An 18,177-nucleotide genomic window follows, 5' to 3' on the forward strand; every position below is an offset into this window, starting at 1 on the left:
CTGGGAATGAAGGGCAATGAGAATGGGTAAATCTTTAAAAAAAATGATGTGTGCAGTATTGTCGGCTGCACTGTGCTTTTCCAATCTGAATATAACTGCAATTTCAGCAGAAGCGGTATTTGATTCCTCAATGACTTCCGAAGATATCCTGATTTCAGATGGAACAGAGGAAAATGGGACAGATCTGATTTTTGATGATGGAAGTGATGCGGACTTTTCCGATGGTATGGAAGAAGCGGGGAACGGTTCTGCTGCCGAAAATCAGGAAGAGAATGCAGCAGAGGAAGAGGAGAATATCATCTATGATCCGGTAAACCGGATTCATGAAACGGATCAGCTGGAGGTGAAGCTGACCGACTGGTGGTATAAAAACCCGCAAGGCGAAACGCAGAAAATAGAAACAACGGTATCATCAGAAGAAGAGAAGAACAATGTTGTCTGTGATCTGTCACAGATAAAGGAAGATAATTATTCGGAAGCGGGCTTCGATCTTTCCTTCACATTTTTAAAAGAAGGAGAGGAGCGGAATGTGCAGGCATCGGATTATCTTTCCTTTACGCTGCCTGCATGTTTTAAAGAACTGTCGGTTACGGGAGCGCAGGAGGATTATTATACATACACCCTGCAAGAGCAGGAAGATCATTCCTATAAGATGACGGTTACTTTCCAGACCATTCCGGAAACACCGGATATAAGCGGAACGATACATATGGCGTTTTCTCTGGGGGAGACAATGGAAAATGAGGCAGGAAGCACCTGCCTTTTTGTGCTGCAGGGAAATCAGACTCAGCCGATGGCAAGTGTATCCTACGAAGTGATTTTTCCGGAGCAATCAGTGGAAGAAGCCGCCGGGGAAGATACGGAGGAAAATGGGGAAGAAGATACAGAAGAAGATACAGAAGAAGATACAGAGGGAGATGGCGTGAATGCTGCGCAGGGTGAGGAAGAAGAACATGCGGAGGATTTTGCGCAGGAGAATACAGAAGAGGGCGTGGAGGATTTTACGCAGGAGAATACAGAAGAAGGAGTGGAGAATTCTTCGAAGGAGAACACAGAAGAAAATGCCGGTAATTCTGCGGAAGAAAACATGGAAGAGGAAGAACCGGATGCTGCAGCTATGCCAATGTTGATGACGGTTGGAGATAACGGAGAAGAGTCTTCGGTGGAAGCCGTGGGTGAATCGGAAAATGGAAGCGATACCGGTTCACCGCTGGTTCAGGGAGAATTCAGTGTTTCCGGGACAATTGCATTTGATGAAACACTGAATGGAACAGACTGGCGTGAGCTGGTGCGCCCGAATGAGTTTGATACAGATAATACGATTAGGATCGTGCTGTCTTATACGGATAATAATGGAGCACGACAAAGTATTGAAACATATGCACAGGACAATCTTTCCACGGATAATTTTTATTTGAAATTTACCCATGATGGAGAAGGCGGAGGCGACTTTGTCATCGAGCATGTGCCGAAGACAGTGACGGTTGCTGATGTAGAATATCAGGTAGACAGCTATGAGATAGATATTGCACCCAAGCAAGAGTATTATCAGAGTAAAAACATCATCGATATTAAATTTAGGGATTTTGGTGATAAGACAAAAGTGATTGGTACGTTGAATCTTAATCTGAAATATCAAACACTTACTCTGCAGCCGACGGTGAAGCCAGATGGTGGAACGGATAATCCGGCGTTTAAAATGAATGTGGTATTTAAAAACGGGATTGAAACAAATATTGCCGCGTCAGGTGGAAAAAGGCTGTCCTATAATTCGTACGAATCCCAGCCATCCACAATTTTTGTTCCGCTGGGAATTTCCTATCAGGTGACACAGGAGGTTACTTCAGGGTACAAATTTGATCAGAATTATACAACCACGATTACCGGGGCAGAATCAGAGCGTCCAATCATTTCAACAGGTGCAACCGCAACAGGACAAATCGAGGAAGGAAAGAATATCACGATATCTACGGTAAACTATGCCCAGAATGTTTCGGTTGGTTTCTATGTAAAATGGAATGACAATAACTCTGCAACGCGTCCGGCAGCGTTGACTAAAGAGAATTTCATTTTACAGTATCGAACAGGAGAGGGAGAATGGACAGAGATTACAGAAGATCGTTTAAGTGAACTTGGAATGGATCAAATGCCCGGTTTTGATGATTCGTTGGCTCTTACGGGGAAATTTTCTTTTACAGGGCTGCCGGCAGTAGACGCAGAGAATCGGTCATTGACTTATCGTGTGGCGATAAAAGAGAACCAGGTTCCGAACGGATACATTGCCACTCCGTTGGTTGTTGAGAATGCAGGTACTTTTACATTCAGGGAAACCACAAGCTTTACTGCAGATATAGTATGGAATGATGACAGCAATACAAAAAATCTGCAGCCAAAAACAATCGACAGTCTGAAGCTTTACCGAAGAGCCGAAAACGGGACTTATGAATTGGTATGTGATACGATTCAGGATGACTCTATAACTAAGAGTGGAAATACCTGGACTGTTTCATTGAACGATCTGCCCAGATACAATGACCAGAATCAGGAATATGATTATGTGCTGGTGCAGGGAACCATTGGTACAGACAACGTTGTTCAGCAGAAGTCCATTGAAAACTACAAAACGTATTATGATAACGGTTCCGGAAGCTATGGAAATGATGTTTCCCTTTGCCATAACAATGGAAAAATAACAGAAGTTCTTTATGATACGATTGATTTTACAGCAAAGAAAATATGGCTGGATCCACATACAAATAAAAGTGATCGTCCAACAACAAATGATCGGCCAACAACAAAGGTAACTCTTTGGCGATATGTGAAAAGTGAGGCAAAGGATCTTGACGCTGCCTATCAGAATGGTAAGGCAGCCCAGGTCGTATTCCAGAAGGAAAACGACGGTCAGGATAATATTGTCGAAAATATAGTCTCCTATTCGCTTAATACAAGTATTAATGAGAATACAATTAAGTTTAATTCTGCTTCGGTTACTGGATTGAGCGCAAGTTATACATTTCCCCTCTATGATGATCAGGGCAGGGAGTATGTGTATTTCGTCAGGGAAACTCTCACAGGTGAGAATGAAGAGAATTATGAAATACAATATAAGGACAAAGACGGCACGGTTCATACGAATGGTACGTTAACTGGCGGTACCATTACCAATATCCGCCGTGAAAAGGCAGCAGTGGCTATCACAAAAGTATGGCAGAATCCAGCTGACCTTGCCAGTATTTCGGGTACACAGGTACAGATGAAAATCGAAGCCCCTTTGCTTGGAGCAGCAGAAGAAAATCCAAAATATAAGGAACTGACAGTATATTCCGATACGAGGAATTCATATGAGAAGCTGAATGAAAACGACAAAGCCACAGCTCAGACGGCATCCGGTTTTTCCTCCAGCATTTCTTCGGCAGAGGTTGTTTATTATGTGAATATCTACGACGAATCCGGCAGACCTTATGATATGACTAAGGCAAAGATCCGGGAGGTGATCACGAAAGATGGTCAGACGTTGACTTTGGGTAGAGACAGTACATTTACAATGGGTGAGGACACTTATAAAGCCAGTACACAATATGTAGAGCAGATTGTGCTTGCGGATGGAACAAAGCAATTCACTTATACCCAGAAAAATACCATTACAGGTACCAGAGATTATACAATTATAAAGAAATGGGATGAAAGTATTTCACCGGAAAAATACGCTGACATTGCTTATGTAAATTTCACACTCCAGCGTCGTACCACCAGGGATAATCCGGATGGAACACAGGCTGCTTTTGAGACGCTTGAAGGGAATTATCAGATAAACCGTGTGGATGGGGAAAAAACATGGACAACAGTTTTGCATGATCTGCCTAAATATGATGACGAAGGGTATGCGTATGAGTACCGTGCTACAGAAGTAAGCTTCACGAAAAATGATGGAACAATATTTACTACGACTGAGGCCTATAATGATCCGGATCGTGGATGGTCGGTGAATCATGATCGTACTCCGGATCAGACAACAGCTATCAACTATATCAGTACCAGCGGGAGTGGCTTCTTCCAGGTGAGCAAAAACTGGGTAGATAATGGAGACACGGAGAACAGAAAGCCTGTGACGGTACGAGTCTATTATAGGGAGAATCTGTTAAAACAGTTGACGGATTTACAGGAAACCAACAGTGAGAAAGATGCTGATATTGTAGATTTGACGCAATTAACACACTTTAAAGAATATACAATTACCAGTGCCAATAACTGGACCATCAATATTTCTTATAATGATTTGCATGATGCGACGGGTACAGAAGATTTAGAGGATGCCATTAAGAACAACTGGCAGAACTATATTGTGGTGGAATACCGGATCGGAACAGAGGGAACAGGGACAGAAACTACCGAAGCTGCAGGTGACGGAGCGCAGCCGGCACAATATACATACGGCGTATTGAAAGCAGCAGTCAGCATGACAAAGAGTGCCACAGACGAAACCGGCGAAACGAGTAGTGAGAATGCATATTATTCTTTTGCCGGCACCGCGGAGAATGCCAGCCGCCTGTATAAGACGACGACTTTGGTTGATGACAGCAATCATTATGGTCATGTGTACATCACAAATACCCGTATCGGCACAACAGATATCACAGTAACAAAAACCTGGAGGGATGACAGCGATGCTACCGGTAACCGTCCGTTATCTGTAGAGTTTCAGCTTTATCAGGATGGAAGCGCGTATACTTCGATTCCGGATACCGTTTCCATAACCGGAACCTCCGAAACAGTGGTAGAATTAAATCGTGAGACAGGTGTGGTAACGATTCGAAATCCTAAGGAGGATTCGTGGTCGTTTACCTTAAGCGGACTTTTCATGTTTAATTCCCATGCCGTGCCGCATTCCTATGACATAGAAGAAAAAGTGCTGTCTGCAGGAAATACGTCGAACAGTTATATTCAGGAACAGGGAACAACTGTGGTAACTGGAACAGACAAGAACCAGAATTATGCCTTTTCTTTTACCAACACGATTACCGGTATGATCAGCCATGTTGCCTACAAGTACTGGAAGGATCCGGATCCGGCGTCTTATGCGGCGAATCGGCCGGACTTGTATCTTTCATTGTTCCAGTATTTAAAAAGCGAGAAGAAAGCAAACCCGGATACGGAACTTAGTAATCTGGAATCTTATAAAAAATATACAGATTATAAAGACCAGATCTGGACACCAGAGAAGACGGATAGTAACTCATCAGGAGATTATGAAAAAGAATACAACTGGAAGATTACGATCAAAGATCTGCCGCAGTTTGATGAGAATGGAAATGAGTATGGCTATGTGTTCGTGGAATCCATGAACAATGATGGACAGACTGTACTGGGTAAATATGTGGGTACCTCTGAAACAAAACAGATTAGCGGAAGCAGTGACACCTATGAAGTTTTTACGAATGTGATTCAGGATTACATGACAGTAAAGGGACTCAAAACATGGACTGGTCTGGAGGGTTACCATATCGATAATAATGATCTTCCCGACCCGTTGATTTCCCTGTACTGTACGACCGATTCCACAATTACAAATATCCAGAATTGTACAGACGAACAGATTGCGGAATGGGTGAAGGCTGAAAAAATTATCTTGGTGGACACCACCCATTTGGATGCGAGTAAGACAACATATGCCTTTCCCACAGAAAACGGAGTAAAAATAGGTGGTTTTGTCCAGGAAGTAAACGGCAAACGGATGCTGCCAAAATTTGATCAAAACGGCAAGCGATACACCTACCTTATCCGAGAGACCATCGAGGATCCCATTGCCAGTCAGCTTTATACCAAAACGAATGCAAACGGTACCCTGGCGAATGTGTTCCGCAAGGATTTAAACCGCCGTACGATCACGGTCACAAAAACATGGTTAGGTAGAGAGAATCTTGCAGACAATGAAAAGAAATATCCTTCTGTTACCTACACACTGTATCGTTACGAGGCAGGAGAAGAAGAAACAACCACTGAAAAAATCGCAACACACAAGATCGATGCCAATGATTTTGTTGGGACAAATGGAGCGGCGAGCTATGTATTTGAGGATTTGTTGGTTTATTCTCCAGCAGGAGTACAGTATTGCTATTATATAACCGAAAATGAAGCGACAGAAAACAAAATAAATGGTTATAGCATAGAATACATAGACGAAACAGGGATAAGAGAGAATACCCTTGTGGGCCAGGAAATTGTGACAGGACCCACCACAACAGTAACAATCACCCAGGATCAGCTCGATCAACTGAAGAAGAACAACCGAATCGATGTCATCAGCCTTCCGAGTAAGTGGAATGACACAAATGCGGCAATTGAGGACAAGAATGTTTCAGTTGGAACTTGCAATGTGTATAACCAAAAAGGAAACATTAAAATTTCCGGTGTAAAAGAATGGAACGATTATGAAGACATGGAAGGTCTCCGCCCGGATTCGATTACGGTAAAATTGACACGTCATACCAATAATGAAAGCGGACAAAACAATAAGGTTATTTCAACAGAGGTTACGCTTGAGGTAATGGATAATGAAGATGAAAGCCTGAAAACACCTTATATTGTCTGGAGTAATACGAATACCAGCAAGTGGAAATATACCATTTATAATCTGGAACGTTATGCTCCCAATGGTATGCCTTACATTTATACTCTGTCAGAAGAAAAGGTTTCGGGATATAAACAGGCGAATTCTGTAACCAGTACAGCGAATTCCGATGCGCTTACGATGACAGCGATCGATAATCGTTTCGAAGGTACTTATTATGTCCGCAAAAACTGGATGGACGGCTACAATAAATACAATCTTCGTCCTGCGAATATTACAGTAAAATTGCAGAGACGCAAAGAAGGAGAGGATTGGGAAGATATTCTCTGGGATAAGAGCTACGGATCCTATGATGCAACCAGCGGTACATGGACAGGTCTTCCAAGTGTGATGACGAATAAATCCGGGAAACAAATTGTTTCTGTAACCTTGACCTCAAAAAACGAGATTAACAATACGAGACACAGTTCCTGGCAATATACGTTTACCAATCTGCCGACACAGTACAAAAAAAACGACAACACATATGGAACTTATGAGTACCGTTGTGTGGAAACTGCAATTGGTGGTGTGCCTGTAGAAGAGGATACGGATGGCAAATTAATCGCAGGCGCATATGAGTGTAACTATACAACGCAGACGGAGACAAAAACAGTCATCGAAAATACGCTTAAATCCACGTCTCTTGTGGTTACGAAGGAATGGAAAGGCGATCAGGAAGACCTGTACAATTCGCGTCCGGAATCACTGACTTTTAAGCTTCAGAAGAGAGGCTATATTGTTAATCATGAAGGGGAAGCACAAAGCCTCACATCGGAAGAAACGGGTAAATTGTCGGAATGGAAAGATGTTATGCTTGCAGACAATACTCCTTATACGTTTACGATTTCTTCCAGAGATAATTGGACAACAACCCTGGAGGATCTTCCGGTTGCAGAGATTTATTTGGATGAAAATGGAACCAGCTATACAATCTATTCGCTGTATTTCCGTGCGGTAGAAGTGCATACGGATGATAATAGCACAAGTATAGGAACCAAACCGGATGGCGCACAGAACTATACAGATGTTACGAACTATGAGCTGGGCAGCGCTGAGAATCCAAATCTTGATCATTACTATGATACGGAAAATAGCTATAACGTAAGCAATATTAAGAACCAGCTTATTTGGGACAATCAAGCGGAAACGATCACCATTAATAAAATCTGGCATCGCGTACAAGGAGAGTCTGTCACAGCGGAATTTGAACTTCTGTATAAAAAAGTAAACGAAACAGAGTGGCATTGCTACGGCGGCCAGGAACTGAAGAAACAGCAGAGCTCCCAGGAAACTCCGTCGAATGAACTGTCACAGAACACAAAGGACTGGTCTGCACATACAGAAGCGAATGGATGTAAGTTACAGAAAGTTACATCTACAGGAACCGATAAAAAAGTTATAAACTGGACAAACCTTCCGAAATATGATCGATCTGGAAACGAGCTTGTCTATAAAGTAGTGGAGCATCCCATTGAAGGATATCGGACAGATGTGGAAGATAATATGGCAGAGGGGTCTTCGTATGCCACGGAGTATACCTTCACAAATACAGAACTGCAGAACTATACGGTAGAAAAAGTCTGGCAAAATGTGGACTATGCCCAGAAGACGAAGAATGGTTTTACAGCAGAATTTAAGCTTCAGCAAAAGATTGGTTCCAACGGAGCATGGACAGATATTTCCGGCAGTGAGATTACTCTGACCAGCACAAGTGCAAATGATGATAAACAGAAGTATACATGGACGAATCTTCCGAAATATAGCTACAAATATGAGAACAATGTGGTGTCATGTGAGGAAATTACTTACCGTGCTGTTGAGACAAAGATCAATGGCATAGAAGTAGAAAGTAATACAAATGGATCGTATATAGTTTCCTACAAATACGGAGGAGAGTCCGCAGAAAATGCTGTTTCTGCATTTGGAGATACTGTAACGAAAGCCACTAACCGCATGATTTACGGATTTGTGAACTTAAGTAAGACGGCGGCTTATTTAGCAATCAATGATCAAGGTAATCCGGACATTACGGAGGAAAACGTAAAATTAGCAGGCGTGAAATTCAATATCTATGCGGGAACGGACACCACTGCAACTCCATATGTTTCAAATGTAACGACGGATGAAAATGGAAATCTAATTAATTCTAATGGAACGTATGGTGATGAGGGTAAATATCTGGTTTCAGGTACCTATACCATAGTAGAAAGCGAAAGCAATCCTGATTTTAGTATCTGGTCAAAAGGTATCAGTTTCACTGTTGGTAAAGGTGAAAAAGACGGCAGAGACAATTTGACAGATACTGGAGAACATGGAACAGCATGGATTAGTACGACTAGTACGCCAAGCCTTAATAGTCTGTTATTTGGATTGACGGTAAAATATATAGCAGCCACTGGTTCAGAACATACTTTTAAGGATAACTGTACGGAGAATAAAGACGGCGGTAGTGCTGCAGTAAACCTGGAAAGCCGTGGTGTTTTAACTTTCACGAAAAAGGGAGAAAACGGCGGCACATTAATCTCCCACAGTGGTGCAAGTGGGGAACAACAGGCATACTTTGGTGTGTATACAGATGAGACTTGCCAAAATCAGGTAGCCGGAATGAGACCGTCTGAAGCCTATGGAACAACCATGATTCTGACAAATTTAGCATTAGATGGTTCAGTACTAAATAGAAATAATGAAAAGGGTATACCATACTTGAGACGATTTGGAAACGAAAGTTTGTCGTACAAGGATTATCCATACACTCTTTTGTCAGGAACATATTATATTAAGGAACTTGTTGCTCCTGCTGGTTACAAATTGGACAAAACCATACGAAAAGCAGTGATTTCCAAGATATCAAGTACTGCATTGGATACAGATCTTTCGAAGGTTTACCAAAGTAATAAAGCGCAGATCATGCTTGCAGGAGATACAACAGGTACAACCGATTATAAATGGAGTAATGATCCAAATGTTGTGAAACTGTATAAGAGAGATCAGTACGGCAGAAACGTCACTTTAAAGAATAACGGTTATCTGATACTTTCCATTTGTGATGGAGAAGGTGAGAATAATACGTTTCCTACTGGTGAGAAATCTATCTATCTATATCAAAGCAGTACGACACCAGCAAAAAAGATGGACGGCAGCACAGCGGCTCTTTCGAATCATGTGGTGTATACAAAAGATAGAACCATTGATGGGAAGTCAGTCGAAGTCGGTGAATGGATCATCACAGGTTTGTTGGAAGCAGGAAAAGAATACATACTGTCAGAACCTGAAGGCAGCATTCCAGACAATAATATCGGGGCACAATCCATCACATTCCGCATGAAAGAAGATGGAAGTATCGAAGTAGCTCCATATACAAGACCAACGGAAAATGATACATCAGATACCATTCCGAAAGATAATCCTCTGCAGGTAGATGGGCAGGATTATAAGAATTATTATAAATCCGGTACAACGGAAAATGTAGTGGTTATGCGTGACGTATCCCGTTATCTGAAAGATGTTGCACTGGAGAAAAGGGATTCTGTAACAGATGCGGTAATTCCCAACATTTCATTTGAACTGTATAAATATGATGGGAAAGATGAAAATGGAGTGCAGTCGGTTTTAGAAGATGGAGTATATCTGACTACAAACAGCGCAGGAAAGATTGTTCTGTATGAACAGGATGGAAAAATCAAAAACAAAATCACTGGCTGTGCACTAAAGTATGGTCTTGATGTTGGCAAGTATTACTTTAAAGAAGTGGAGCGTGGAGCATCAGATAAATATCGTCTTGTTGATGACATTTTCTTTGAGATTACACCGACGCAAACGGCTGGTAATAAGGAAGACTATAGTGACTATGCCAAAGTAACATTCACTACAAATAATCATGTTTCCCAGACACAGTCAGATGGAAAAACAGCAACAGTAACAAATGATCCGGTAGATAATACAAAGATCTTGAATTTGAGTAAGGTAGATAGCCAGGATAGTACAAAGAAACTTGAAGGTGCAAGGTTTGTTTTGAAATATACTTCTGTTAACGATGGTGATCCGGGAGCAGATATACAAAAAGAAACGAAATGCATGATAGGTGCCGACAGAAATCTCTTCTGTCTTGACGAAAGTGGAGAACTCACATCTACGAAGCCGGATATTTCCAGAAAAGGAACGTATACATTAATAGAAACACAGGCACCGGATGGTTACATGACTCGAACAGAAAATGGCAGTCCAGTCACGATGGTTACTTTCCGGGTGGATTCAGATAACACAATCAAAGAGATTCAGCGCTACAGTGGAGCAGGTGATCTTGTAAGTTATACGATATCCAAGGATGCAAACAATGAGAAAACCTCTCTTAATCTCATTGTAAAGAACGAAAAAACTCTTGTTTCTGCTGCCAAGCGAAATGACATCGAAAGTGGAACAAAAACAAAGAATCAATGGTCATTTGGCGGAGAGCTTTTAAGTGGTGCCACATTAGAAATCTACGAAGGCACAGATATCATTGATAAAAAGAAAAAGGCGACATTAAGCAACGGACAGAGTAAATGGAATTGGATTGCTCCATCAGGAGAGACGACAACAGGCTCAATTTTAGAAGCAGGAACCTTGAAGGAAAACACCATTTATACGCTGCATGAGGTTGCGGAATACACTCCTGTGGGATATCTCACAGCCAATGATCTTTACTTCAAACTGTTTGGGACAACCACGACTACGGTGAACAATACCTCTTATGTGATTTCACAGCTTTATGTATGGAAGGGAGATGGAACACCAAAGAATCTTGATACAAGCGGATGGACGAAGCTGAAAGCGGATTTAAAAAATGATAGTACATCTGTTTTGAACGTCCTTACCATGGTAGATGAAGCCATCATCGCACCGTTGGATATGCAAAAAGTAGTCAATACAAGTGGAACCAAATCGGTATTGCCGGGAGCAAAATTCTTGGTTGCAGATGGAGAAGTTGATCTTAGCGGCAGAGATGTAGATGAAACACTTAAAGTCAATAGTACATATCCTGCAAACGCACTTGGAATTGCAGTGACGGATGCCAACGGCTATCTTGTATGGGAAAAGATCTTTGAAGAAGGATATAATTCAAAACATATCTTTACTGCAGCAGGAAAACGCGCAGAAAATGATACGGATGGGGCATTAAATAATACGATCATTCTCCAGCAAAATGCGAATGGTTACACATTTACGGAAATCTATGCTCCTGATCAGGCATACAATCAGCATGAAAGCTTTACGGTAAAAATCACGGCTCAGAATTATAATGAGTACAAGACAGATAAAGGATATGATACGGATGAGTATATCGACATCAAGGATGCGTCTGGCAAAGCAGGTAACACAGTAGATTCACTTTCAGACAGAACCACTTATGCTGCAGATTTTAAATATGCGTACGAAAATCCTGGATTTAAAACAACCCTCCAGCTCTATAAATATGATGCAGAACACCCTGAAATAACTGTTGCTCACGATAATTATTCTGCTATCGGCATGAAGGGAGTTACCTTTACATTATATAAGAAAAAGACAAATGGTGAAAATGAAAGCTTTGTTGAGGTGGGTGACTATACCACCGGCGATAACGGCTTACTATCCATTGATATTCTGGAAAAAGGAACCTATAAGCTGGTAGAAACAAGTACTCTCACAGGGTACCAGTTGAACGAAACAGAAATAATCTTCACGATTGTCAACGAGGACTATGAGAAAACCCTGACCTATTCTAAAGATGAGAGCAATCGCAATCATACTACAGTGATTCGTGATCGTAATGGTGCAGCAATTGCAGGTACAACTGTTTACGACTTGCCAAACTACAGAAATCATGGTTCTGTAACTCTGACAAAGGTGGATGCAGATTCACAGGTGAAACTGAACGGGGTGAAATACACGCTGACGAGGATTTCTCCGGATGTAAATGCAAATGTTGACAAGTATTTCCCGTCATCTGAAGTAAGCAGTCTTACCGTAGAAACCGGTTGGGAGTACACAAACATAGCCGGGGCCACATCTGAAAGCGAGATTGGGAAAATTGACAGGCGCAGTACTAATCCGGGCGTTCTGGCTATCCAGGACCTCCAGTGGGGAACCTACACTCTGGTGGAGCAGCAGGAGAACGATGGATATATTCTGGATACAAAGTCCTTTACCTTCACCATTTCCGCAAATAGTCTTAATCAGATCGTGAAAGATAATGGAAATGATACAGTAGGAAATACCAAGAATAAGCTGACTATCAAAAAAACGGCACTGGATGGCAATACCTTGCTGAATGGAGCGGAGTTTATTCTTTATCCGGTTACAATCACTGATGATGAAAATGGTGGAACCACAAAAACTATGGGAACTGATCCTGCAAGGTTCTATGCTTCTGCAGGTGATGCTTCTAAATCCGAATCGTTCACTATTACCGCCGGTGACACGACGATCTACGGCCTTACCAAGGGAACTTATGTCCTTCGTGAGACAAAGGCACCGGACGGCTATGAACTGGCAAAAGATGTGATCTTTACCATGTCTGCGGATGGTGTTATTTCTGGAGTGACAACTTGTACCGTTGGAGAGGATAACCGGATTACAGAAGATGTAAATGACAGTACGGTTGTAACAGTCGCCACAGATGGCGCTGGAACTTCCAACGCACATAGTAAGCTGACAGTAAAGGATGCACCGATCGAAGTCAGCCTGAAAAAAGTCGATGCAGAAACTATTGTAGCAGGGCTTGGCGGGGCAAAATATCAGATTATTGGTACAAAATTTGCATCCAGTGCGTTGGATAATCTGGATGAAGCCCGGTACACAAAAACAACAGAAGAGGGTAAAACGTATGTAACGTTACCGCTAACAGTAGATACAGGTATTGTGGAAATCCCGTCGGCGCTTCTTGTGGCAGGAGAAACATATTCGATTCGCGAAGTGACAGCTCCTGACAGTTTCGAGTTGGGCGTGGATGTGACGATTACAGTCAATACAGATGGTACCGTTACCCTTGCTGAAAATTCAGGAAACAACGCACAGACGGTTATGCTGAACGATGGTGGTTCGGTTGACCCTGCTGGAACGATTGTGGGTATACGTCTTGAAGACACTCCGATCAAAGTCGTCATCAACAAAACCTTTGAAGGTGCTGATCATATGGCTTTGACAGAAGGTGCGGTATTTAAAATCACTCCAGCAAAAGGCAGCTCTTTTGCTGGAACGACTGCAGGAAAAGATGCAGCAGAAAACGGATACCTTCAGGAAGGTATTACCGGTTTCACGAAAACAGCAAACACGGTATATCTGAAAGTGACGGTAGACACCAGCGGTGAGAACAAAGGCAAGGGAACCATGGAAATTCCCAAAGGTCTTTTGAAACAAGGACAAAGCTATATTCTCACGGAGGTAGCTACATCTGCAGGATATCAGTTGAGTGATGCCACGAATCATAATATTACCTTTACTGTTGAACCGAACGGAGTCATTACGTTTAAGGAACAGAAAGAAGGAGCGACAACCTTTGAAGGAACGGATACAGATGCATTAAATGTAAAGAATACCCGCATCAATTTCTCAATTGTAAAAACCGCAAACGAGACGACATCGGAGTATGACCTTACAAATGTTCAGCTTACTCTCACAAGAGTGGATGAGGATGGTAATCATTTAACCGGTGCAGATGCATACACCAAGACATGGCCGACAAATGAGGAAATCACCAATCAATCAAAGTGTGCGACAACCCCGGAAAGCTTTGTAGGTTTGGCAGCAGGCTGGTATAAGCTTACAGAAAGCAACAGACCGGCAGGTTATTTACAGGCAGAACCACTTTACTTTAAGGTTTACCAGGATAATACGGTGCAGCTGGCTAAGATCAATGCTTCAGGTAAGCTTGAGCTTGACACAGCAGGCGTAGATGATGTGATTACTGAGATAGAAGGTACGAATTGTTATTTAGTAACCATGAAAAACACCCTGATTCGTGGTCATGTGGAATGGACGAAGGTATTTCAGGACACAACTACCGGAGTCCAAGATGCCGTATTCACCATGTACAAAGTGGTTGGTGAAAAAGATGCGGTTCCCGGGCAGGGAACTTCCGCAGGAGGCGGTACAGCCGGGACAGATCCGGACGTTGTCATCGCATCCGGGCTTCGTACCAATGCAGAGGGGAAATGGACTTCTGTAGGAAATACCACAGATCAGTTTGATCCGGAAGCATGTAATTCTGGTACAAGTATTGGTATTGAGAATGTAATAGCAGAGGATACCTTATCAAAAGGTCTGACCGTAGGTCGATACTACCTGGTTGAGACTGAATGCGACAGTGCATATCTGGATAAGGATACGCCAACAAGAACATACGAGTTCGAAATCAAAGATGCCGAAGGCAATGCAAATTCACAGAGCAGTCATTATGATCCAACAAGTGACAATGTAGTGATATTGGATACAGATTCTGGAAAAACCGGAGAACAGCCGATTAGCAACGTCCCATATAAGGCGGCATTCACGTTCTGGAAAACAGAGGACGCAGCTCACAATTATGCTGGAATTAAAGATGCAAAATTTGAAGTATGGTACAGCGGCACTTATGATGAAGAGAATGGTCATTACGTGTACAGGCAGCTGGTCAATTCTGAATCGGATCTGTTGTTTACGACAGATGCAGATGGAACGATTACCGTAAACGTAGACAAGAAAGGCTGGTATCTCATCAGAGAATCAGACAATGCCGGGTATGAAGTATCGGATATCTTCTATGCATTTAAAATGACAGATGAAGAGTATAGTGAGACTTCTGTTCCAGTATTGTTGAAACATACAGACGCTGGTATGGCTGGTACACCAGAGGTACATGCAAAAACAGATGCAGGTATTTATCTGGAAGGAGTTGAAGTCCCTGTTCCTGCAGCACAGATAAAGAAGCTTGTTGTTTCATCTGCAGCAGATTCATTTACAGCTGGTGAGGGTATCGAAAATACCAGAAAAAAAGTCAATATCAAACTGACGAAGGTTGATAACGTTTCAAATACTACAAAACTGGAAGGTGCCGAATTCGATTTATATAAGGCAGCAGATGTTGATGCAAGTGGAAAGCCAAAAGCTGACTCAACGCCAGTGGCACAAGCAAAGACGGATGCTGACGGTGAACTTCTGTTTACAGGACTCGATTGGGATGAAGTGAGTGCTTCGACAACCTGGGGGCACTACATTCTCATAGAGACAAAAGCTCCGGACGGTTATCATACAAGAAACAATATCTCTGTGAATCTGACAAGAGAGCTGTTTACAGCAGAGGGCACATCGGATCCGCCGGTTTATGTGATTGCTCCAGATGCTTCCGCTAATGAGCAGATGAAACTGCGAATCGTCAAACAAGATGAATCCGGCAATAGTCTGGATGGTGCAAAATTTGCAATCTATCATGCGGATGATGTCACGGTGAAGCAGGATAAGACAGTAGAGATACGCGTAGACCGCACAACAGGTAATGCAGCGGCTCCGGTAGTTCCTGAATTTACCACAGCATCAGGAATCATAGACCTCTCCGGTTATCTGATCGGCGGCAGCAGTTATGCATTAGTGGAGCTTTCCCCTCCGAATGGATACAAAGTATCTCCACCGGTATTCTTTACGATAAATAAAGCGGGCGTGATTTCAGAGATGACAGATCATCCGTTGAATGAGGATCATTCAGATTGTGGAGTAACGAACTGTGTGGTAATCACTCCGGCAACGATGAACACCACAGATGGAACTTACGCAACTGTAAATCAAATCCAGATGAAAGATTCCAAAATCCAGGTATTTGTCTCAAAGAAAAATCTGGGAGACGATTTATTCCTTGAAGGAGCCAAATTCACGGTTACAGGTAAGTTTGCTGATGGAGGAACATCGAAAGAGATAGTCATTGACAAGCCCGCAGAAGGTACGACAAGCACTCTTTGTTCAGCGTTAACGGGTATGCTGATTGCCGGTGAAGAGTATACATTTACGGAAACTACTGCACCAGGCGGATATGAGCTAATGACGGCGGTAGTGACGGTGGATGAGTATGGAAGGATTACAGTTAAGAGTGCCTCCTTTGGGACGGCATCTTCAAAAGACATTACAAATGTGCATAAGGAGAATGCAGAGGTAACTTTCAGAGATACGCCGGTAGAGATTCAGATTAAGAAGGTTGATCAGGAGGACGCTTCGAAACTTCTTGAGAATGCGAAATTTGTTTTAAGTCCAGATCCAACTGCTCAGACAAATGGTACTGCGAATGCGTTTGCGTATGATCCTGCGAATGATCCGTCAATAAAGACAGAGAATGGAAAAGTTGTACTTACCACAAACAATAGTGGAATCGTAAGTATCCCATCCGCATTGCTGGTGATTGGACATACCTATGTTCTGGAGGAAACAGTGGCTCCAGATGGTTATGAACTGGCCGGAAAGATCGTTTTTTCGGTAAACAATAATGGTTCCCTGACTGTCCAGACCATAGACGGTAAGCAGGTAAATGGTGGCAGCGGTACTTTGATTGATCTGGGCAGTGGAGACACATCAGAACCAGTAACCGACCCGGATAAAAATGGTGTAGAACAGATTACCATAACCAATAAGATGATTGATGCACGTATCATCAAAACTGGGGATGAAGTTGATTCAAATGGTAATATAACGCAAAAAGGATTAAATGGCGTTAAGTTTACTTTGGAGCCAAAAAAAGGTTCTGCATTTGCCAAAACACCGACAGCACTTGTATCATCAGAAAATGATGTGGAACTTGTGACAGCAACGGTTTCAGGTATTGATGGTGTGATTGATATCGAAAAGGGTATCTTAAAGCAGAAGAATACCTATATTCTAAAAGAAGTAAGCACAGTTGATTCTTATTACCTGAGCAATTCAGCCAGAGCTGGGATTGAGATTTATGTGAACACAGACGGTTCACTTGTTATTGGTGGAGAAAACGGCAGTAAGACGAAAGAACCATATAGCATCATAGAAGATGCAAATAAGGATTCAACGATTACTGTAGTAAACCCGCTGGCGACAAGCTTTTCTATCACGAAAGAAGTATCAGGAAACATGGGGGATTTGTCCGGGACATTTGAAATCACGATTCAAGTGAAGGAACCGGATGGAACCATCATTAAAAACGATGATGGAAAAGACACGACAGTTGTTACGCTTAAGAGAACGGAAGTATATGAATCAGATGGCAGTGCAGGTGTGACGGCATCGAAATATCCGACATATGGCAGCATTCCGGTAGGATCAACCGTCACTATGACAGAGCCTGCGGGAGAAGGCTATTGGGCATTGGCAACAGTTACGTCTGAAGGGATTGCACAAATTGAAACGAATGCTGACCATAAAGGAACAGCAGTTGTAACGCTGAATCCAAACGGTGCACCGCAAAAAGTGAACATTCTTTTGACCAATCACAAAGACGCAGCAATCGATGTAGGCGTCAACACGGAAAACCAGTCGCCATGGGCATCCCTGGCACTGCTCTTGCCGGCTGTCTGGCTGGCATACCGCAGCAGGAGAAAACGCAGGGGAGGTGAGTAAAA

1 protein-coding gene is annotated in these 18,177 nt (G+C 42.6%); it reads left to right on the top strand.

Annotated features, from left to right (window positions below; all coding sequences use genetic code 11):
- Positions 1-22: 22 nt before the first annotated feature.
- Positions 23-18,175, top strand: a complete 18,153-nt coding sequence (locus ACTNEW_RS01395) for a SpaA isopeptide-forming pilin-related protein (protein WP_441057043.1) — start codon at positions 23-25, stop codon at positions 18,173-18,175.
- Positions 18,176-18,177: the final 2 nt, after the last annotated feature.

It is taken from the genome of Blautia sp. HCP3S3_G3, from assembly GCF_052063365.1.
In the GTDB taxonomy this organism is placed as follows: Bacteria; Bacillota; Clostridia; order Lachnospirales; family Lachnospiraceae; genus Blautia_A.